The following is a 21,316-nucleotide window of genomic DNA, read 5'->3' as shown; positions in this document are numbered from 1 at the left end:
TTAATAGTTCACAGTTAACTGAGTGATATCGGAAGGGAGAGGATTGAGTTTTGGAATTTAGCAGAAGGCTAGACATAAAGAAAAATTTAGATGTAATAGTGGCATTTGGAGTTATTTTTATAGTACTTATGATAATAATACCATTACCTAAGATGATGCTTGATTTGTTATTAGCTTTAAATATAACGATATCTATAGTTATAATTATGATTACTATGTTTACTACTAGTGTATTACAACTTTCAGTGTTTCCAACGTTGCTGCTTGTAACAACATTATTTAGATTAGCACTTAACATATCTTCAACAAGATTAATATTGAGTGATGGGAATGCAGGAGAGATTATTACAGCCTTTGGTAAATTTGTTGTTCGTGGGAATTACGTAGTCGGTATTGTAATATTTTTAATTATAGTAGTAATACAATTTATGGTTATTACTAACGGTGCAGGCAGAGTTGCAGAAGTTTCTGCAAGATTTACTCTTGATGCAATGCCAGGTAAACAGATGAGTATTGATGCTGACTTAAATTCAGGAATGATTGATGAGGCAGTTGCGAGAAAAAGGCGAAAAGATTTACAAGCAGAGGCAGATTTTTATGGAGCTATGGATGGTGCATCTAAGTTTGTTAAAGGTGATGCTATTGCAAGTGTAATAATTACCATCATAAATATTACAGCGGGGATTATAATTGGAGTGCTTCAACATGGATTATCGGCAGGAGATTCAGCTCAGCTTTATACTACTTTAACTATAGGTGATGGTCTTGTAAGCCAGGTTCCAGCACTTTTAATATCAACGGCTTCTGGTATTTTAGTAACTCGTTCTGGAAGTTCAGACAACTTTGGTGAAAGTGTAACCAAACAATTATCAGCCTTCCCAGTAGCTACTGGGATAGCCAGTGCTTTAATGTTGTTTTTAGCTATAGTGCCACAAATGCCTAAAATTCCATTTTTAGTTGCATCTTTAGCAATGGGGGGATTGACTTATTTATTAGTTAAAGAAACAGAGGCTAAAAATATTCAGGAAGTCGTATCAGAAGAAGAACAAATCATTCAAGCTGAACGTAAAGAACCAGAAAATGTTATGAATCTAATTTCTGTTGAACCTATGGAAGTAGAAATAGGTTATGGTCTTATACCACTTGCAGATGAAAGCTCTGGTGGAGATCTGCTTCAAAGAATTGCTTCAGTAAGAAGACAATGTGCTATTGAAATGGGAATAGTGGTTCAACCAATTAGAATTAGAGACAATCTACAATTGAAGGCTAATGAATATATAATTAAGATAAGAGGAACAATGGTAGTTTCATCTGAACTTATGCCTAATATGCTTTTATGTATGGATCCAACGGGAGATAATTCTGATATACCAGGTATAAAAACAGTTGAACCAACCTTTGGGCTTCCAGCGATCTGGATAAATAAAGATCAAAGAGAGGAAGCGGAGATTAAAGGTCTGACAGTAGTTGATCCAACAACAGTCATGGTGACTCATTTAACTGAAACTATAAAGAGTCATTCATATGAATTACTTGGAAGACAGGAAGTTAAGAATATTATTGATAATGTTAAAGAAAAGTATAGCGCTGTTGTTGATGAACTTATACCTGATTTATTGGGTATTGGTGATATTCAAAAAGTATTACAAAATTTACTTAGAGAGAAAGTTCCAATTAAAGATATTGTTACAATAATGGAATCGTTAGCTGATAATTCTAAAAATACCAGGGACATTGAAACTTTAACCGAATACGTAAGATTTTCACTTGCCAGAACCATTTGTAATCAAGTAGTAGATGAAAAGAAAAAAATTACTGTTGTAACGTTAGAGCCAGATATAGAAAGCATAATAGGGGCAAATATTCAAAAATCAGTTCAAGGTTCTTTTCCAACAGTAGATCCAGATACAACTACAAAAATACTTACAGGAGTTCAAAATACTATTGAATCTGTTTATTTTTATAATAATCAACCTATTATATTGGTTTCTCCAAATATAAGAGTTGCATTTAGAAAATTAATAGAGATGGTATTTCCTCATGTTATGGTAATTTCATTAAATGAAATACCTAATGATGTTCAAATAAATAGTGAAGGAGTCGTTAGAATATAGATGGTTATAAAAAAGTATCTAGTAAAAGACATGAATGAAGGTTTGACACGCATTAGGTATGAACTTGGAAAAGATGCCATAATAATAAGTCAAAGAAAAGTCAGGAAGCCTGGCTTTACTGGCTTATTTTCTAAAAAAGTAATTGAAGTTACAGCAGCAGTTGAAAATTCTGCAGAGAAGAAAAAGGATGGCAGAGGCTTTAAGCAAAATAATGATTCTTATAAACAAAATGACGACGAAGAGTTTATGAATTCATTAGAGAACATAAAAAAGCTTATGCAGGATGATAAATTATTTGATCAGAAAAAAGCGGATATTAATGAAGAAAGAAACATTGAAACGTTAAATGATAAGATTTTAGAACATAATTTAAATGTAGAGAAAGAATCTTTAAAAGATGAAGAAGAAAAGAATGGTTTAGATATAATAAATGAAATCAGTAGAATGCCTAAAAAAAGTGAAAACTCTGATAAAAATATGACGAATTTAAAAGATAGTGATATTGAAAATTCAGATATAGAATCTATACATAAAGAAGTGAGCGAATTAAAAAATTTACTTAATAAGGTAATAAAAAATTCTGTATATGAAGAAAATAGAGATGATTTACTAAAGGAAAAGCTGAAGAACTTAGATATTGATGAAGAATTTCAAGAAGAAATTATTAACATAACAGAAGGAAATTCCAATGTTGATATTGAAGAGATAGAAGTTTTACGAGATGTTTTTGAAAGAGATATTTTAGTATCAAGTAAGAGTTTAAATGGACGTATTGTATTAGTAGGACCTACAGGAGTAGGAAAAACAACAACTATAGCAAAGCTAGCAGGAAGGCTTGCATTAGTTGAGAAGAAAAAAGTTGGCTTAATAACAGTTGATACATACAGAATTGGTGCAATAGAACAATTAAAAACTTATGCAGAAATAATGAATATTCCGTTTAAAGTGGTCATTACAATGAAAGAAATGGAAGAGGCAATCGATTCTATGAAGGAATGTGATGTAATACTTATAGATACCACAGGAAGAAGCAGCAAGAATGCAATGCAAATTTCCGAACTTAGGGCTTTTGTTCAAAAAGCAAATCCTGATCACACATGCATGGTTATAAGTGCAACAACTAAGAATAGTGATATTAAGAGTATATTAAAAGGTTATTCAGAGCTTAAATATGATAATATTATTATCACAAAGCTTGATGAAACTACGGTATATGGTTCATTATATAACATAGCTAAAATTTCTAACAAGCCAATCAGCTTTATAACTACAGGACAAAATGTTCCCGATGATATAATGGTGCCTGAAAAAGAGAAAGTTGCAAGTTTTATCCTTGGGGAGGAAATTATATGCTAGATCAAGCTGAATCATTACGAAAATTAATTAATAATGGAGAAGAAGAGAAAAAACAAGCTTCTACGAAAATTATTACTGTAACATCTGGAAAAGGTGGAGTTGGTAAAAGTAATTTTGTTGTGAACTTGGCTATAGCACTTCAAAATAAAGGAAAGAAAGTGTTGATTTTTGATGCAGATCTAGGTATGGGTAATGATGATGTATTAATGGGACTGTATCCAAAACATAATATATTCGATATACTATTTACTGGTTTGGAAATAAAGGATATAATTATAGAAGGTACTAATGGAGTGCATTTAATCCCAGCTGGATCGGCTTTGATTAAAGCGCAAGATTTGGAAGAAGATCAGAGAAAAATGTTCTTAGAAAAACTTGAAGCATTAGATGAATATGATTATATTCTTATGGACACAGGTGCTGGAGTTAATAGGGATGTTCTATCGTTTATAGCGGCATCTGAGGAATTAATTATTGTAACTACTCCTGAACCTACATCACTAACAGATGGTTACAGTTTAATTAAAGCTACTGATCATTATAAACTAAAAGATAAAGCAAAAATTGTTGTAAATAAGGCTTTTACTAAAGAAGAAGGCGAAGAAACATTTAAAAAATTTGATAGAGCAGTCAGCAGATTTTTAGAGATAAATATTGAATACTTAGGAAGCATATTAGAAGATAAAAAATTAGTGCAAAGCGTAAGACAACAAAAGCCTTTTGTTGTATTGTATCCAAATTGTGAGGCGTCCAGAGATATCGACAGTATAGCTATGAAACTTATTGGACAAGATGTAAATACAATGGATGGAGCGAAAGGGTTATTTAGAAGACTATTCAATATATTTTCGTAGGAGGAGTTAAGAGTGGATAATTTCAACTTAGAAGTAAATGACAAAATGGAAGTAATGATGGCAGATAAGGTGTACAAGGCTTTAATAATAGATGTAGATGAAGATTCCTTAAGAATAAATTTACCAGTGAATAATGGAGAATATTTAATGCTTAATCCAGGAGATGAAGTTGAAATGAATTCTTATTTAGATGAGAATAGATGTTTTAATTTTTACTCAGAAATAATATCAAGAGGCAGAGAAGGAAACATAATATATTATAAAATATCAAAACCTTTTAATGTGACAAAAATACAAAGAAGAAATTTCTTTAGAGTTAGCCTTGTTGATGCTGTAGAATATAAAATAATTACTAATGCTAAAGAAGAAGAGTTTGATACTATTCCATATGAAAATGGATTAATGGTAGATTTAAGCGCAGGCGGCTTGAAGCTAAAAGGAAATGAAAAGATTGATCTGAAAGATTTAATCTTAGTTAATTTTAAACTAAATACAATTGAATTTAAAATAAAGTGTGATATTGTAAGAGTTGAGAATACAATGGATAAACAAAAATTGTGCGGACTCAGATTTTTAGATATAACAAATGCACAAAGTGAAAAAATTATTCAAGGGCTTTTTGAAGTAGTGAGAAGACAGAGAGCAAATGCTTAAATTTTGGTATATGAAAATAAGGCTTAAGGTATAGGCCATAATATATATGAGAGAAGTATATGGGGAGGGAATAGAATATGGAAGCAGCGGTCAGGAAAAAGGTCGATGGCAAGGAAGAGATAATTAAGGAGTATATTCCATTGGTAAAATATATTGCTTCAAGGGTTATGTTTGGGAAAAATAAATATATGGAATATGAGGATTTAGTCAGCTATGGAATGATAGGACTTATGGATGCTTTAAATAAATTTGATGATACAAAGGGAATGAAATTTTCATCATATGCGTCGATAAGAATTAAGGGGGCAATGATAGATGAACTTAGAAAAAACAGGCCCATATCAAAAGGGGCTATGGATAAGTTAAATAGATACAATAAAGCTATTGATACCTTACAGCTAGAATTTTTAAGGGAACCTACTAATAATGAAATAGCGGCCTATTTGAAGATTTCACTGAATGAGGTCGCGGAAATTGAGAATTACATAAACTATATTTCAATGGTATCTCTGGAAAATGTGATTTTTTCAGATGATGAGGATGTAAATTTAATTGGAATTATAGAAGATAAAAATAGTCCAAGCCCTGATACATATTTGCAGGATAAAGAGCAGCTGGAGATTCTTACGAAAGCAATAGATTTACTTAAAGAAAAAGATAGAGTGATTTTAAATCTCTATTATTATGAAGGATTAACGTTAAAAGAAATAGGATCAGTGCTAGGTGTATCTGAATCTAGAGTTTGTCAATTACATAGCAGGGCTATTGTAAGCCTTAGGGAATGCATGAAAAAGCTTCATTATTATAATTAGATACTAATGGACGAATATACATAAATTATTAAGTGTTAACTGAATAGAGGTGCTTTATGCCATTTATATTATTAATAATAGGAAGTATTCTAGTAATTTATAATTATCGCATAATAAAAAAAGAGAATGGAATCAAGAGTGAAGATAAGAGTTCAAAAATCTCTTTTAAGAATATGTTGCAGGATAATAAGGATGGACTAAGCGATTACAAAATTGAAATTGGGAGATTAAGGAGAGACATAGCTGAAAGTTTAACGGAATTACAGGAAGAAATTATTGAGATAAAAGATAATTTTAATAAACTTAAGAATAATGAAAAAATATACGAAGATATAAAAGATATAGAAAGTTCAAATGAAAGTATTATAGATGAAAATTCATCCTATAAATTGAATTATGATGATGATGTAATATCAGAAATTAGCTTTCCAGAGAAAGCAGACAGCAATAAAACCCAGAGTATTAAAAAGCTTTTAGAAGATGGATTGACAGTAGAACAAATATGCTATGATTTATCTGTAAGTAAGGGGGAAGTATTATTAGTAAAAGGATTATTCAGAAAATAAAAAGTGCCATGGTATTTCTTATGGATAATAAAGTTTTATTTGGGATAGGAATTGGGTTGATTTTAGGCGTGATAATTATGTTTGGATATAAATATAATAATAATTTATCTGACAGTCAAATAGAAGAAAAAGCTAGAGCTTTAGGTATGATTTATGGGGAGGAACGCAAATCTATTTTAAAGGGAGAGGATTAGATTGATAAGAGGATTATATACTTCTGTTTCTGGACTTATAGCACTGCAGAATGAACAAGAAGTAGTCAGTAATAATATTGCTAATATGAATAATACGGGATTTAAAGAACGTGAGCTCACAAAAAGCAGTTTCAATGATGTTATGGTATCTAATAGGCAAAAGCTTGTGGGAGATCAATATGTGAGGAATAACATTGGTGATTTAAGTTTAGGAGTAAAAGTTAATGATGTAGAAACTGCATTTACTCAAGGATCTATTAAATCAACAGGAAATTCAACAGATTTGGCGATAGATGGACGTGGATTTTTTGTAGCTCAAGATGGAAATACAGAAGTTTATACTAGAGATGGTAATTTTAAAGTTAATGAGCAGGGGTATTTGATAACTAATGATGGAAGTCAAGTCCTAGGTGTAAATAATTCTACAGGTGCAAGAGAGCCAATATATATTGGAGACTCAAAGTTTACTATAGATGCAGAAAATAATGTTAATGTTGCAGGAACTGGTGCTGCTGACAAGCTATTAACAGCTGATTTTCAAGATTATAAATCATTGGAACCGCTTGGTGAGAATTATATAACACAGCAAAGTCCTATTTATAATGCTAAAGTCAATGTAAGGCAAGGATATCTTGAAGCTTCAAATGTTGATGCAACAGCTGAAATGACTAAACTTATGGAAATAAAGAGGCAATTTGAGTCGAATCAAAAGTTTGTAAAAATGCAAGATGATACAGTACAAAAAGCTGCTAATGATTTAGGCAAAGTATAGTAATATACAGATAAGATTAGGGGGAAGAATTTATGTTTAATATTTTTGATACTTCAAAGAGTGGGCTAAATGCATATCAGGAAAAGCTTGATTATCTTTCAAATGATTTAGCTAATATGCAGACAACAGGTTACAAGAGTACAGATGTGGGATTTAAAGATCTTGTAACAGAATCTTTAAACAGAGCAGGAACTCCTCTTGTAAATACAAAAGCTACATCAGGAACTGGTGTGAAACTTGGTTTAAATTATGCAACAAATACTCAAGGAAGCTTTACTAAAACAGGTAATAATACTGATTTAGCAATAAATGGAGAAGGATATTTTGCGCTTTCAGAAGCTGATGGAAGTATAGTATATACTAGGGATGGAAATTTTAAAGTTGATTCAAATGGAACTTTAGTGAATTCAGATGGAAAAAAGGTATACATTCAATATGCAAATGGTTATTCAGAAGGAAATCCTGTATTAGATAGTAAGAATGTATCTATAGATAGTGAAGGTGGAATAACAGTAAAAACTGAACAAGGTGAAGTTAATATTGGTACTATTCCTGTGTTTACGGCAGTTGGGGATAGGAGTTTTACGCCAATAGGAGGAAATTGTTTCACTCCAAGTTCAGGTGTTCAAGTCACAACAAGTAATAATTATAATATAGTATCAGGATCATTAGAAAACTCTAATGTGGATACAACTGAAACAATGACTGATATTATATTAACTCAAAAAGCTTTTCAGCTTAATTCAAAGGCACTTACTACTACAGATGATCTTTGGAGTATGATAAATAGTATGAGAAGTTAGGGCGCAAATTATATGAAATATACATATTTGTATAATTAACGAGAATTACATATAAGAATCATTAATTTGATATGTGTTATTGTTGGCAAGATTTATTTAGTGAAAAGTGACAAGCCCTTATTCAGTGACGAATGATAAAGTTATAAGTTGTGTATGAAACTCAAAGAGAAAGTTTGAGAGACCAAATACAAGATGCTCGCAGAGAAAGTTCTGCTTACCGAATGCAAGATTTGGAGCATCACGTTTGGTCTCTCACTTTTTTCGAAGTGGGATTGTGAAATATATATTTTGAAAAGTCTAAAAGCTTTTCTTCCTAAACTTATAACCCATAACTTTTAATTAATAACAGGATAAGGTTTTTTCGTTAACTTACAAGTGTGAACTGCAAATTATAAACTGTGTCTAATGGGGCTTTACATAAATAGGTTTTATAAGTACAATAAGTATGTGTGAATTATGATAATAAAATGTAGATTTATAGGAGGAATTGTTTTGGAAAATGTAGTTTATGTAACTGGACACAAAAATCCTGATTCAGATTCTATTTGTGCTGCATATGGCTATGCAGAATTTAAAAATAAGACTAGTGATCTTCCAGCTGTACCAGTAAGACTAGGAAATGTAAATCCAGAAACGCAATTTATTTTAGATTATTTTAGCGTTAAGGCCCCAAGATTATTAGAAACAGTTAAGCTTAAGGTGGAAGATTTAAACTTTGATACAATTAAGCCGATAAATGGAAATTACTCTTTAAGAATGGCATGGAACATTATGAGAGATAACCATATTAAATCTTTGCCTGTAGTTGATGATAAAGGTGGATTAATAGGAATCCTTTCAATTTCAAATTTAACATCAGCCTATATGGACATAGGAGATAATGACATTTTAGCAAAAAGTAAAACATCTATTGAAAATATTTTAGATACACTTTCTGCTACTAGCATATACATAAATGAAGCTTGCAAAGTATTTAATGGAAAAATCGTAGTATCAGCAATGCAGCCGGAAAGCTTAAAGGAAATCGTTGATGAAGGTGATATTGCAATTGTTGGAGATAGACCTGATGTACATGAAGCTTTAATTGATATAAAAACATCACTAATTATAATAACAGGTTCTCATAAACTTGCTGAAAACTTACTTTCAAAAGCTAAGGAAAATGGAGTCACTGTAATAAGCACACCACATGACTCGTTTACAGCTTCAAGATTATTAATTCAAAGTATACCAGTAAGTTATGTTATGGCTACTAAAGATTTAATATCTTTTTCAAAGGATGAGTTAGCTGATGATATTAAGGATACTATGGCTGAAACTAGATATAATAGCTATCCAGTAGTTGATGAAGAGGGAAAAGTTATTGGAACTGTTTCAAGATATCATTTAATTTCAAACCACAAGAAAAAGGTTATTCAAGTAGATCATAATGAAAGAGGTCAATCTGTAGATGGATTAGAAGAAGCAGAAGTTCTTGAAATTATAGATCATCATAGAGTTGCTGATATTCAAACAAGCAATCCTATTTTCTTTAGAAATGAACCGCTTGGAAGTTCATCAACTATAGTTGGTAAGAGTTATTTTGAACATAATATAACTCCATCTAAAGAAGTTGCAGGCTTATTATGTGGAGCTATAATATCTGATACTTTATTATTTAAGAGCCCAACTTGTACAGAACAGGATAAAGTTATATGCAGGAAACTTGCTGAAATCGCTGGAATATCAAGTCTAGAAGATTTCGCAAAGGAAATGTTTAAAGCAGGAACTTCATTAAAGGGAAAGAGTGTATCACAAATCTTTAACCAAGACTTTAAGCCTTTTACAATGGGTGAGTCTAAAGTAGGTGTTGCTCAAGTTAACACAATGGATATTGAAGGATTTATGCCGCTAAAAGATGAGATGCTAAGCTTTATGAGGAGTGAAGCGGATAAAAAAGGGTATGATGTGGTAATGCTTCTTTTAACTGATATTTTAACAGAAGGTTCACAGGTACTAGTTGCAGGTGAAAGACAAGATTATGTTGAAAAAACATTTAATGTTGAATTAAAAGATTCAATGGCATTCTTACCAGGTGTGTTATCAAGAAAGAAACAAGTAATACCACCACTTACTAATGTAATTAATTCAATGAAATAGAGAATTTAGTCAAGAATTACGAGTTATAAATTAAGAGTTTGGATCGAAAATCCTAAGACTTTTCGAAAAAAATCAAAATATTAATTATATGTATGTTGCAATTAGCTTTCTACATTTTATATTCTGGTATTCATTTAGCCTACAGATGTTTTAAATGTAATTTTATTATTGCAACATATATAGTATGAATTATATGCAATTTAATATATTGTTAAATAAGGTATCACAAAATATATGTTTGAGTATTTTGTGGTACCTTTTTTATCTTTAATTTGCCTCTTTAATTTATAACTAAAAAAACGTCATAACTTTTATAAAGGAAAATATATATAATTATATGAAGTTCTATATATAGGAGGAAAAGTTGTGATACAGGAAAAAGAGTTGACATCTGGTCTCAGTACGAAGGAAGCGGAAAAGAGAATTAAAGAATTCGGACTTAATGAATTGAAGCACCATAATAAGACTTCAGCAGTTAAAATATTCTTATCTCAATTTAATGATTTTATTGTGTGGGTATTAATAGCGTCTACAATAATTTCAGGGATTATAGGAGATAAAGCAGACGCAATAACTATACTTATAATAGTGGTTATTAATGCAGTACTAGGATTTGTTCAAGAGTTTAGAACAGAAAAGTCCCTAGAGGCATTGAAGGAATTAGCTGCTCCAACCTGCAAGGTATTAAGAGATTCGAGCATAAAGATAATTAATTCAATTTATTTGACAATAGGAGATATTGTAATTTTGGAAGCTGGAGATAGAATACCAGCAGATGGATTCTTTATTGAAAGTTCTGGAATAGTAGTTGATGAATCGTTACTAACTGGAGAATCAGTTGGTGTAAATAAAGAGTCCAGTAAATATGATACCATCACTAAGAAAACAAAAATAGAAAGTAATAAAGACAAAGATAAGAAAAAACTAAAGAAAAATAATGAAGGATTTATGGGGACTACTGTTGTAAAAGGAAAAGGCTTATTTAAGGTTGACTGTATAGGAATGAACACAGAAATGGGAAAGATAGCAGATCTAATTCAAAATATTGAAGAAGAAAAGTCTCCATTAAATAAGAGATTAGATTCATTAGGCAAAATATTAGTAATCATATGTGTCATAATATGTGCAATTGTAACTATAATGGGAATAATAAGAGGAAATGATATAACAGAAATGTTCTTGCTTGGAGTTAGTCTTGCGGTAGCGGCAATTCCAGAAGGATTAGCAGCTATTGTCACAGTTTCATTAGCACTTGGGGTATCAAGAATGCTTAAGAAAAACGCACTTGTTAGAAAGCTTCCTGCAGTAGAAACATTGGGCTGTACATCAATAATATGTTCTGATAAGACTGGAACTCTAACTCAAAATAAAATGACAGTAAAAGAAGTTTATTTAAATGGAAGAATTCATGAACTTGAAAGAGAAAAATTAAGTGATTATTCAAAGTTTATGAAGGCTCTTGTATATTGTAATGATTGTAATTACGACTTTACTAAAAAAAATATGAATGAAGCACTTCATGGAGATCCAACAGAAACAGCATTAATAAGTATGTTTTTTAACGATGTAAATAACTTAGAGAGTTTCGTAAATAATGCTGATAGAGTATTTGATATACCCTTTGATTCAACAAGAAAGATGATGTCAGTTGTAACGAAGGAAGGAGACAAAGAAACTTGTTACGTAAAAGGTGCTCCAGAAAGGGTAATAGAAAGGTGTAATTTCATATTAGAAAATAATAAGATTAAACCGTTCACATATCAAAAGAAAAAGCAAGTAATAGAATTTGTTATGGCAATGTCATCAAGAGCTTTAAGATGCATAGCAGCAGCATATAAAGAAGAAAATTTAAGTAAGGGAGATAATCTAGAGCAAAACTTGATTTTTATAGGTATAGCAGGGAGCATAGATCCTCCAAGAGAAGAAGCAAGGGATGCAGTTTTAAAATGTAAGCTTGCAGGAATAAAACCAGTTATGATAACAGGAGATCATCAAAATACTGCCCTTGCGATAGCTAAATCATTAAATATATGCAGTAGTGCTGAGCAGGTTATGACAGGTGAAGAAATAGAGGAAATAAGTGATTTAGAATTAGAAGAAAAGATAAAGAAGGTTAGAGTTTTTGCAAGAGTGTCACCTAATCATAAGTTAAGAATTGTAAGGGCCTTTAAGAAAAAAGGAAATATTGTAGCTATGACTGGAGATGGTGTAAATGATGCGCCAGCTATTAAAGAGTCTGATATAGGAGTTGCAATGGGAATATCAGGTACGGATGTAACAAAAGAAGCATCTTCCATGATTTTAATGGATGATAATTTCTCCACCATAGTTTCAGCCGTAGAAGAAGGAAGAATAATATATGATAACATAAGAAAGTTCATTAGATATTTATTATCATGTAATCTTGGAGAGGTGCTCACAATGTTTTTGGCAACAGTATTTTATTTGCCAAATCCATTAAGCCCAATACAAATTTTACTTGTAAACTTAGCGACAGATGGACTTCCAGCTATAGCACTTGGAGTTGATCCTCCAGAGCAGGATATAATGAGACAGCCTCCAAGAGAGAAAAAAGAAAGTATATTTGCTAGAGGACTAGTTGAAAAAATAACTATTAGAGGGTCATTAATAGGATTGTGTACATTATTGTCATTTATGGTAGGCAGATATTATAGGATGAACTTAGAAACCTGTAGAACAATAGCATTGTGTACCTTAATAATGTCGCAGCTTATACATGTATTTGAGTGTAGATCAGAAAGGCACTCAATATTCCAAATAAAATTATTTACAAATCCATATTTAGTAGCTGCTGTTTCAATATCAATGATATTAATGTGCTCTGTATTATATGTTCCATTCTTGCAGGAGATATTTCACACTGTAGCATTGTCGGTAAAGCAGTGGCTTATTGTAATATTCTTTTCTGGGATTATTGCATTGATCAATAGTGTGTATTTATTGATTAAATCAAAATAAGTTAATGGAGTGATTAAGGAAAGAATCCATTGTAGGGATTTTGAAATATATGTATTTAGAAAATGATTTGTTATTATTTTTAACCTGAATTATTCATAAAATTATAAGAACATGCTTCGCATGGCTCGTTAAGTGGTTCTTAACAAATTAAAATTTTCACTTATTAAGTAAAAAATATAGAAGAATGGACTCAAATTTGTTATGGTTAATTTGCACAAAAACATCTAACAAAGGAGAGTCCATATAGGGAGTTTATTAGAAAAATCTTTGAATTTCAAGAGAAACATAAAAATTAATTTTGATGGTGGAAAGTTAACATCAGATTCTGGACTTATTTTATATAGTGAATTTGATGAAAGAATCCGTTTTTCAAGAACTGTAAAAGATGTTTTTTATGTTAATGATAAAATTAATCATAGAGAACATAAAAATGAAGATATATTGATACAAAAGATTTATCAACGAATATCTGGTTACACAACCGACGATAATTCAGATGAATTGAGGTATGATCAAGCGCTTACTACAATTTTAGATAAAAACGCATTGGCTTCACAGCCAATAACTTCACGCTTTAACAGCAAGCTTGATAAAGAGAATTTAAAACAATTCAATAAAATAAATGAATTACTACTGGATAAGGTATGCTATGGATATTCCAAATCAAATAATTTTGGATATTGATTCTAGTAAATTTGAAACTTATGGCAAGCAATATGATTCAGCATATAATTCCCATTATTCAGCAATGGGATATCATCCGTTATTAGTTCTTGATGGATTAACAGGTGATTTATTAAAGGCAGAATTAAGATCTGGAAATGTTTATACATCAAGAAAAACAGTGACTTTTATTGGTCCATTACTAAAAAGATACTCAAATAAATATAGATGTATAGGCACATACATTCGTGGCAGCAGCGGTTTTGCGCTACCAGAATGCTGAAGAACATGATTATAAATACGCCATAAGACTAAAAGCAAATGCAACATTGTATAAGTATTCTGAAGAATTTGCTGAAAGAATGGAGAAATTATATAAAAGAAACATGTATAACCATCATGTTATATATGGTGAATTTATGTATAAAGCAAAGAAATGGACTAAAGAGCGCAGGGGTGTTGTGAAATTAGAAAAGAAAGAAGGTCAAATGTGTCTAGATTATACTTTTGTTGTAACAAATATGATCAGCCATTCAGAAGCAGTAATAAAGTTTTATTGTAATAGAGGAACAATGGATAACTTAATCAAAAAAGGGGAAAATAGCTTTGCTTTCCACAAAATGATTGGTTCATCTTTTATTACAAATGCTAATAAGATTCAAGAGATGGTTTTAGCATACAACTTAAATAATTGGATTAGAAGATTATGCTTCACAAATTCAATGAAGTCTATAAAAATAGATACAATAAGAATGAAAATAATTAAAGTAGCTGGTAAACTTGTAAAAAGTAGCAGATACTTAAAATTCAAACTTTGTAGCTCATGTGCTTATAAAAGTGATTTTTGATGCATTTTAAAAAATATTAATTCATTACTTTTATTAAATTGATTAAAACTACAATTATATATATAAAATGTGGTAAAGGGCCAAATTCCGTAGCGAAGCTATATTCATATTTATAAAAATAATTAAAATTTCAGAACAGAAATAGCTAATAGCAAAAAATCCAACTTTTTCTTGCTATTAACTATATCTATAAATAATTCAGGTTTAATTATTTATCAATGGGCTGAACTGTTCTCTGTTAAGGAAAAATAAGAATTTTATTATTTCAACTTGTCCACTATAAAGGGGGCATATCAAATCCAAAATTTGAACTATTATGTTTTTTGTTTTTTTAGAATTTTTCTAATTAAGTTACAGTAAATCCTATAAAAAATATATTTTTATTTACAAAAAATATAAGATTATATGTTATATTTTAGAATATTGTATTAAATAGTATTACTAAAATGTTTTAAAAATATGTAGGAAATATAATATTTATATGTTTTATTGGGATATTTTATAATATATATGTAGATAAAGTAAGTAAAAAAATATATAATTAGAATAGATTGTTAAATTTTGAAATAAATAAAAAAGGATGATTTGATATGCAAAAAAGAAGAGTATTTTCATTTTCAAATAGAAATTGTCCGGCAGAACCATGCGGTGGATCTGGCGGAGTAAATTATAAATTATTGTTTGCTAACAGAGAATATAGATATATAGATGAGATGTATAATATATTCAAAGATGTTATAATTGACAATGATTCTATGCTTACTGTAGAGTTAGTCGGAATGAGAGGAAAATCATATGAAGAAATAACGCAGAAGAAATATTTAAAACTACATTCATACTATAACTTTTCAAATGATGATGTATATATTTTTCATGATGTGGAAAGCGCTTTAATTTTTATGTCTTTATTTAATGCAAGTAAAACAGTATTGGTATATCATCAGCAAGGAAGCTTATATAGAGAAAATGTGGCTTTTGGTGGAGTGGAAGATGAAAATAAAAAGAAGCACCTAGATAATTTGCTTAAGGAAGCGATATCACGAATTAATTATCTTGGTTTTCCTTCGGTTGGAGCAAAACAGGGCTTAATAGATTCAGAGCCTTCTCTGGAAAATCTTGTAAATAAATCAAATATAAAGATTCTATACAATGGATTTAAGAATTCGGGAAATATTGAACCACTAGGAGAAGAGGCTAAGCAAGTAATAGAAAAAATTAAAAATTTTTCGGAGTTCAAATTTATTACAGTAGCAGTTCTAAATTCAGTAAAGGGAGTAGAAAGGATTCCAAGATTTTTATCAGAAATAAAAAAGAAGTATGGAGAATTTAAGTGGATTATTGTAGGAGATGGTATAAAAAAATCTGAATTGCAAGCTAACATAGACAAATATAATATAGAGGAAAATGTTATATGGATAAAGAATAAAATACCTCATGATGATATTCTAGCTCTATTTAGATATACAGATTTTTATATTCTTACACATAGAATCTCAATTTTTGATTTTGCCACAATCGAAGCAATGAGTTATGGAAACATTCCAATTCTTACGCCTGTTGGAGGAAATAAGGAAGTTATAATTGATAATAATGGAATATTTTTAAATGACTTAACAAATATAGCTGATTTTAGTGAGCTTATTTCGAATGGGTTAATCGAGCAAACTAAATTAAAAAATATTAGAATCGCAGAAAGTATGTTTAATGAAAGAGAATTTTTAAAAAGATATGCTGAATTAGTAAATGAGATATAACAAAGCAATTAATAAATATTTAAATAAATTTAATTTCAAATTGTTAAAATGAATTGAATTAATAAAAAAGTAAGCTACTGATTATTATTTAAGAATTGAGAAATAAGTGGTTTTATTGAGCATAATATTAGTATGAACAAAAACAATATCAATGGATAAAACATTATACCTGAAGGCATTTGGAAAAGATGTTAATTTTATAATTTATTATTAAATTAGGCGAACTTAGTAGAATAGGGGTTAAAATATATTTATTGACGAAATAAAAATCGAAGTGTATGCAAATTTATATATAAGGTATGAAACTGTTATTGCTGATGCAAGATTAAAAAGTGAGAAAAGCCATGCTCGTTTAAATTATGAATAAGTTTGAATTTCTAGCTATCTATCGTGCTTGAGAATAAATTGTATTCCAATAATTAAAAATGAATTTGTAAATATAAAATGAGAATATAAGAAAAAGCTGCATCAATATTAAGTTTAAAAACTCAATTTGATACAGCTACTATTATCTTCTCATCATGTTTGTTGCTTGTTGACGTGATTTTCTTATTTGACTGTGATCTATCGGTATTAAATCTTTTTTAGTTGTGAGATTTAGCAGGTTCATAATTTGAACTTCCTGCGAATTTTCTTTTTTACTTTCCCTATCTCCTGTAACTCCCATAACTATGACTTTATTTCCTTGTTTTACAGGGATAAATTCAGGTTTTTTAAACCATCTATTCTTTTTGTACCAGCACTTAACAACTTTCTTACCAACTTCAGGTTTGATAACCATTTCAACCATTAATCTATTGAAAATAATGTAACTCTTCTCAATAAGTTTTGCAGATAAAACAGTTCCAGATATGCTTGTGAGTCTATCACCGTATTTTTCCATGTAAGCATTTTGAAAGTAGTTACCAAATTTACCGCTTATTTTTTCTTTAAGACCCATAATAATTACTCCTTTACATAAAAATATCGCCAATAACGCTATTATTTTTAAAATACTTTATTATTATACCATATGTTGATTAGAATTAGGTAGTTTTTTAAATATATTCTATATGTAAAAGTAAATTTAGATTATAATAGATAATATGAAATTGTAAGAAATAAGGCATATGAAAATAAATAACAGGCCGGCAAATAGACTTGCTATTTACTTGATTGTGACTATTATGAGGTGGCTACGTAAATGAAAAATCAAATATTACATGTAGATATGGATGCTTTTTTTGCTTCTGTTGAGCAAAGAGACAATCCAGAGCTTAAAGGTAAACCAGTTATCGTTGGTGGTGTAAGTGAAAGAGGGGTTGTATCTACGTGCTCTTATGAAGCGAGGAAGTTTGGAGTACATTCAGCTATGCCAATGTTTATGGCTAGAGAAAAATGTCCAAATGGAATTTTTGTATCAGGGAGATATGGCAGATATTCTAAGGTTTCTCAAGAAATATTTAAGATATTAAATGAAGTAACACCATTAGTGGAACCAGTATCTATTGATGAAGGCTTCTTAGATTTATCAGAAGGAAAGATCAAGGATGGAATGGAAGCTGCAAGATATATAAAAAATAGAGTTTTTAAGGAAATTGGATTAACTATATCTGTTGGAATATCCTATAATAAGTTTTTGGCAAAGCTCGCTTCAGATTGGAATAAACCAAATGGAATTAAGGAAATAAGTAAAGAAATGATTCCAGATATACTTTTTCCTCTTCCAATATCTCAAATTCATGGTCTAGGAAAAGTATCAGCAGCTAAATTAAATAACATGGGTATTTATTATATAAAGGATTTATATAATATGCCTAAAGAATTTTACATCGAATATTTCGGAAAAAATGGAATGGATATATATGATAGAATTAGGGGAATTGATAATAGAAAAGTTGAAATTGTGCGTGAAAGAAAATCTGTTGGAAAAGAAACAACACTAAAATTTGACACGAAAAATAAAGAAGAGCTCATTGAATACATAAAGGAATTTTCTTTTGAGATAGAGGAAATTTTAAATAGAAAAGATATTCTTGGAAAGACTGTAACTTTGAAATATAAGACTAAGAATTTTGAAAATCATACAAGAAGTAAAACTTTAAATAATTATATTGGAAATCAAAAAGAAATTTTTAAAGTTGCAGAAGAATTATTAGAAAGTGAAGAACTAAATGAAGAAGTTAGATTAATAGGAGTCAGCATATCCTCATTTAAAGAGCAAGAAATGGAGCAGATAAGCCTTTTTTAGTGTCAAGTTGATGTATATAAATCTGCATTTACTGCTTGTCATTAACTTGTTTTAGGAGCATGCAGAAATGGATGCATGCTCCAATTTAGAAACTTACAGCGAAAATTTCATAAGGCACATGAAAATAAATAACGAGTCCAAAATTGCAATGGATATTTTTCATCAGGGCAGGAAACAAAATGCCATCATAGCAGGCCTATTAGGACATTTTGTTGACGCAGCATTATGGGAAATATCCTTGCAAGCGGACTTGTTATTTATTTGATAGTGCCTAAGTCCTGTGGAATAAAAATGTATGTTATTTCGGTAAGTTACCACCACATAAGTCTAGGCTAAAGTGCGTATTCAACTATAGCTCTTAAAACACCATGTTCTATATTGCTTGCAGCTATATATTTTCCGTGTTTTTTCATATCTTCAGGAGAATTCTCCATTACAAAGCTATATTCTGCTTGCTCAAGCATTTCTATATCATTATAGTAATCTCCGAAAGCCATAGTTTCCTCTCTAGATATATCGTCAGCTTCCATTAAATTTTTTAACGCAAGCCCTTTATTTACACCGTTATTTGAAATATCAATCCAGATATCTCCAGAACCTACTACATTTAATTTATCGTCAAATTTAGGTTTAAAGATGTTATTCAAATTTTCAAAAGAATTATTTAAATTGCAAATAGTAACTTTAATTATATCATCAGTAACATTTGCTAAGTTATCTACACGTTCTATGTTTGTATAATATTTTTTTATTTCGGCTAAATGTTCTTCAGAACAATCCTCTATGTAAGCACAATTTGCTGCACATAAGACAACAGCATTTCCTTCGATAGCTTTTGCAGAATTAAGTACTTCTGTAACAAGATTTTTATCGATAGCACTTTCATATATTATTTTATTATTATCCACAACTAACGCTCCATTTTCACATATGAAAGATAAATGTCTTCCAACAGGTCCAAAGTTTGTTTGTAATGTGTAATAAGGTCTTCCACTGGCAATAACTAATTTTATATTTTTAGCGTTTAAGCGATTTAGTATTTCAGTAAAGCCTTCTGGTAAATGACCATTTTCATCTAATAATGTTCCATCCATATCTGTTGCAATTAATCTAATCATAAGAACTCCTTTCAATACTTTAATTTTAAAATATATCATTTTTAATAATACCATATATACATAATCAAATCAAAAACTTGATTTCTTATAAACTGTAAACTGATGAAGCTCTTGGTTTAAATTAAAAATAAAATATGGTACTATAAGAAATGGATAGGAATAATTTATAGTGGTAATTGTGTTATATAAAACTATATAAAAAATAAAACGAGGTGATTTGATGAAATATGCATTAGATGTACATACTCACACAATAGCTAGTGGGCATGCTTACTCCACTTTAATGGAAAATGCTAAAGCAGCATCAGAAAAAGGAATTAAGGTACTTGGAACTACAGAACATGGAATTACAATGCCACATTCTCCACATATTTGGTATTTTAATAATTACAAGGTTTTACCTAGAGAAATGTATGGCGTTATTATGCTATATGGTACAGAGGCTAATATAATCGATTATGATGGAAATTTAGATATGGATGATCTTACACTAGGTAAGCTTGACATTGTAATTGGAAGTATACATGATGAGGTCTATAAGGTTGGGAGTATTGAAGAAAATACAAGAGCCTTTATAAATGTTATAAAGAGTGGAAAGGTAGATATAATAGGACATTTAGGAAATCCAGAAGTTCCAGTTGATTTTGAAAAGATAATAAAATGTGCCATTGAAAATCATGTCTTAATTGAAATTAATAATAGTTCATTTACAACATCTAGAATAGGAAGCTTAAGCAAGTGCACCCAGATAGCATCATTATGCAAAAAACATAATGCTGAGCTCATAATAAATAGTGATGCACACTTTTGCACAAAGATAGGAGAATTTGCAGAAGCAGTAAATATGTTAGAATCTATAGAATTCCCAGAAGAACTTATAATAAATAAGGATCCAAATGAATTGTTACTTAGATTAAAGAAAAAAGGAAAGTTAAAAGATCTAGATATAAAATAGATAGTTTAAACTTATTCATAACTTTTAACTTATAACAGGTTAAATACTTTTCTTCATTAACTTATTAAAAAATATCCGTTGCAAGTTTACAGATGGATACCTAGATAATGAAACATGTTGAAAAATGAATCGATAATTATCAAGGAATGTAAATTATCGATTTATTTTTTAATATTTAATTCTAAACTTCTTCTCATTTTCTATTAAATCAATGCTGCTTAGGTCAAGATCTTCAATTCTAGAAAAATTGTTGCCAGATTTTATTGCGGAAATAAATGAAAGAACATTTTTTTCTAAACCTTGTATTTCAATTTCTACAGATCCATCCATAAGGTTCTTACACCAGCCAGTTAAATTTAGCTTATAAGCTGTAAGCTCTGCAAAATAGCGAAAACCAACGCCTTGCACTCGTCCTTTAGCAATTATTAAATATCTAAGCATATGTATTCCTCCAAATATAAATTGAATTTTATTTAGTAAATGCGATTACAGCAATTATGATATA

At 29.9% G+C, this 21,316-nt stretch carries 21 protein-coding genes; 18 read left to right on the top strand and 3 right to left on the bottom strand.

What is annotated here, in order from left to right:
• The first annotated feature begins 50 nt into the window (after positions 1-50).
• From flhA to CLOBL_RS06335, 15 genes are all read left to right on the top strand, one after another.
• Positions 51-2,114, top strand: coding sequence for a flagellar biosynthesis protein FlhA (flhA, locus tag CLOBL_RS06405; RefSeq protein ID WP_077858257.1), 2,064 nt, complete (start codon positions 51-53; stop codon positions 2,112-2,114).
• Positions 2,115-3,470 (top strand): flagellar biosynthesis protein FlhF, encoded by a 1,356-nt coding sequence (gene flhF, locus CLOBL_RS06400; RefSeq protein ID WP_077858256.1) that lies wholly within the window; start codon positions 2,115-2,117, stop codon positions 3,468-3,470.
• Positions 3,464-4,324 carry a MinD/ParA family protein gene (locus CLOBL_RS06395; protein ID WP_077858255.1) on the top strand — a complete coding sequence of 287 codons (861 nt, stop codon included), beginning with the start codon at positions 3,464-3,466 and terminating at the stop codon, positions 4,322-4,324. Before flhF ends, CLOBL_RS06395 begins: the two co-directional genes overlap by 7 nt.
• A 12-nt stretch (positions 4,325-4,336) precedes the next feature.
• Positions 4,337-4,978 carry a PilZ domain-containing protein gene (locus CLOBL_RS06390; protein WP_077858254.1) on the top strand — a complete coding sequence of 214 codons (642 nt, stop codon included), beginning with the start codon at positions 4,337-4,339 and terminating at the stop codon, positions 4,976-4,978.
• 77 nt (positions 4,979-5,055) lie between these two features.
• Entirely contained in the window at positions 5,056-5,790 is a 735-nt protein-coding gene (locus CLOBL_RS06385) for a FliA/WhiG family RNA polymerase sigma factor (protein ID WP_077858253.1), read from the top strand.
• Between the two features lie 56 nt (positions 5,791-5,846).
• The gene (locus CLOBL_RS06380; RefSeq protein WP_077858252.1) at positions 5,847-6,356 is read left to right on the top strand and encodes a hypothetical protein; all 510 of its coding nucleotides are present in this window, start codon (positions 5,847-5,849) and stop codon (positions 6,354-6,356) included.
• A 20-nt stretch (positions 6,357-6,376) separates the two neighbouring features.
• On the top strand, positions 6,377-6,550 hold the full coding sequence (locus CLOBL_RS27915) for a hypothetical protein (protein ID WP_179117694.1): 174 nt from the start codon (positions 6,377-6,379) through the stop codon (positions 6,548-6,550).
• Position 6,551: 1 nt separating this feature from the next.
• Complete coding sequence (locus CLOBL_RS06370) at positions 6,552-7,322, top strand: flagellar hook-basal body complex protein (protein ID WP_077858250.1); 771 nt, start codon at positions 6,552-6,554, stop codon at positions 7,320-7,322.
• Positions 7,323-7,354: 32 nt separating this feature from the next.
• Complete coding sequence (locus tag CLOBL_RS06365) at positions 7,355-8,125, top strand: flagellar hook-basal body complex protein (protein ID WP_077858249.1); 771 nt, start codon at positions 7,355-7,357, stop codon at positions 8,123-8,125.
• Positions 8,126-8,617: 492 nt separating this feature from the next.
• On the top strand, positions 8,618-10,264 hold the full coding sequence (locus tag CLOBL_RS06360) for a putative manganese-dependent inorganic diphosphatase (protein WP_077858248.1): 1,647 nt from the start codon (positions 8,618-8,620) through the stop codon (positions 10,262-10,264).
• A 366-nt stretch (positions 10,265-10,630) separates the two neighbouring features.
• Positions 10,631-13,243 (top strand): cation-translocating P-type ATPase, encoded by a 2,613-nt coding sequence (locus tag CLOBL_RS06355; RefSeq protein ID WP_077858247.1) that lies wholly within the window; start codon positions 10,631-10,633, stop codon positions 13,241-13,243.
• Between the two features lie 267 nt (positions 13,244-13,510).
• Positions 13,511-13,927, top strand: a complete 417-nt coding sequence (locus tag CLOBL_RS06350; RefSeq protein ID WP_179117693.1) for a transposase — start codon at positions 13,511-13,513, stop codon at positions 13,925-13,927.
• Entirely contained in the window at positions 13,893-14,189 is a 297-nt protein-coding gene (locus CLOBL_RS06345) for a transposase (RefSeq protein WP_179117692.1), read from the top strand. The genes CLOBL_RS06350 and CLOBL_RS06345 overlap by 35 nt, the downstream gene beginning before the upstream one ends.
• Positions 14,155-14,754 (top strand): transposase, encoded by a 600-nt coding sequence (locus CLOBL_RS06340; RefSeq protein WP_077858244.1) that lies wholly within the window; start codon positions 14,155-14,157, stop codon positions 14,752-14,754. The genes CLOBL_RS06345 and CLOBL_RS06340 overlap by 35 nt, the downstream gene beginning before the upstream one ends.
• 590 nt (positions 14,755-15,344) lie before the next feature.
• Complete coding sequence (locus CLOBL_RS06335) at positions 15,345-16,508, top strand: glycosyltransferase (RefSeq protein WP_077858243.1); 1,164 nt, start codon at positions 15,345-15,347, stop codon at positions 16,506-16,508.
• Positions 16,509-17,016: 508 nt separating this feature from the next.
• Here the strand turns inward: CLOBL_RS06335 and CLOBL_RS06330 are convergent.
• The gene (locus CLOBL_RS06330; RefSeq protein ID WP_009172098.1) at positions 17,017-17,448 is read right to left on the bottom strand and encodes a hypothetical protein; all 432 of its coding nucleotides are present in this window, start codon (positions 17,446-17,448) and stop codon (positions 17,017-17,019) included.
• A gap of 243 nt (positions 17,449-17,691) precedes the next feature.
• Here CLOBL_RS06330 and CLOBL_RS06325 point away from each other — a divergent pair, with 243 nt between their 5' ends.
• Positions 17,692-18,738, top strand: coding sequence for a DNA polymerase IV (locus CLOBL_RS06325; protein WP_077858242.1), 1,047 nt, complete (start codon positions 17,692-17,694; stop codon positions 18,736-18,738).
• Between the two features lie 67 nt (positions 18,739-18,805).
• Positions 18,806-19,003, top strand: a complete 198-nt coding sequence (locus tag CLOBL_RS06320) for a hypothetical protein (protein WP_077858241.1) — start codon at positions 18,806-18,808, stop codon at positions 19,001-19,003.
• Positions 19,004-19,070: 67 nt separating this feature from the next.
• Here the strand turns inward: CLOBL_RS06320 and CLOBL_RS06315 are convergent, their stop codons facing one another.
• Positions 19,071-19,856 carry a Cof-type HAD-IIB family hydrolase gene (locus tag CLOBL_RS06315; protein WP_009172096.1) on the bottom strand — a complete coding sequence of 262 codons (786 nt, stop codon included), beginning with the start codon at positions 19,854-19,856 and terminating at the stop codon, positions 19,071-19,073.
• 220 nt (positions 19,857-20,076) lie between these two features.
• Between CLOBL_RS06315 and CLOBL_RS06310 the strand changes: the two genes are divergently transcribed.
• The gene (locus tag CLOBL_RS06310) at positions 20,077-20,811 is read left to right on the top strand and encodes a phosphatase (RefSeq protein WP_077858240.1); all 735 of its coding nucleotides are present in this window, start codon (positions 20,077-20,079) and stop codon (positions 20,809-20,811) included.
• A 168-nt stretch (positions 20,812-20,979) separates the two neighbouring features.
• Here CLOBL_RS06310 and CLOBL_RS06305 read toward each other — a convergent pair whose 3' ends face one another.
• Entirely contained in the window at positions 20,980-21,252 is a 273-nt protein-coding gene (locus tag CLOBL_RS06305) for an acylphosphatase (RefSeq protein WP_077858239.1), read from the bottom strand.
• Between the last annotated feature and the right edge of the window lie 64 nt (positions 21,253-21,316).

The organism is Clostridium sp. BL-8 (genome assembly GCF_002006495.1).
In the GTDB taxonomy this organism is placed as follows: domain Bacteria; phylum Bacillota; class Clostridia; order Clostridiales; family Clostridiaceae; genus Clostridium.
This window is presented reverse-complemented; position numbering and strand designations above follow the sequence as displayed.

Excerpts from the sequence above, each read along its gene's own strand:
- CLOBL_RS06305 (WP_077858239.1), bottom strand. The coding sequence starts at position 21,252 with ATGCTTAGATATTTAATAATTGCTAAAGGACGAGTGCAAGGCGTTGGT.
- CLOBL_RS06330 (WP_009172098.1), bottom strand. The coding sequence starts at position 17,448 with ATGGGTCTTAAAGAAAAAATAAGCGGTAAATTTGGTAACTACTTTCAA.
- CLOBL_RS06380 (WP_077858252.1), top strand. The coding sequence starts at position 5,847 with ATGCCATTTATATTATTAATAATAGGAAGTATTCTAGTAATTTATAAT.
- CLOBL_RS06310 (WP_077858240.1), top strand. The coding sequence starts at position 20,077 with ATGAAATATGCATTAGATGTACATACTCACACAATAGCTAGTGGGCAT.
- CLOBL_RS06315 (WP_009172096.1), bottom strand. The coding sequence starts at position 19,856 with ATGATTAGATTAATTGCAACAGATATGGATGGAACATTATTAGATGAA.
- CLOBL_RS27915 (WP_179117694.1), top strand. The coding sequence starts at position 6,377 with ATGGATAATAAAGTTTTATTTGGGATAGGAATTGGGTTGATTTTAGGC.
- CLOBL_RS06320 (WP_077858241.1), top strand. The coding sequence starts at position 18,806 with ATGGATGCATGCTCCAATTTAGAAACTTACAGCGAAAATTTCATAAGG.
- CLOBL_RS06335 (WP_077858243.1), top strand. The coding sequence starts at position 15,345 with ATGCAAAAAAGAAGAGTATTTTCATTTTCAAATAGAAATTGTCCGGCA.
- CLOBL_RS06385 (WP_077858253.1), top strand. The coding sequence starts at position 5,056 with ATGGAAGCAGCGGTCAGGAAAAAGGTCGATGGCAAGGAAGAGATAATT.
- CLOBL_RS06365 (WP_077858249.1), top strand. The coding sequence starts at position 7,355 with ATGTTTAATATTTTTGATACTTCAAAGAGTGGGCTAAATGCATATCAG.
- CLOBL_RS06395 (WP_077858255.1), top strand. The coding sequence starts at position 3,464 with ATGCTAGATCAAGCTGAATCATTACGAAAATTAATTAATAATGGAGAA.
- CLOBL_RS06345 (WP_179117692.1), top strand. The coding sequence starts at position 13,893 with ATGGATATTCCAAATCAAATAATTTTGGATATTGATTCTAGTAAATTT.
- flhF (WP_077858256.1), top strand. The coding sequence starts at position 2,115 with ATGGTTATAAAAAAGTATCTAGTAAAAGACATGAATGAAGGTTTGACA.
- CLOBL_RS06325 (WP_077858242.1), top strand. The coding sequence starts at position 17,692 with ATGAAAAATCAAATATTACATGTAGATATGGATGCTTTTTTTGCTTCT.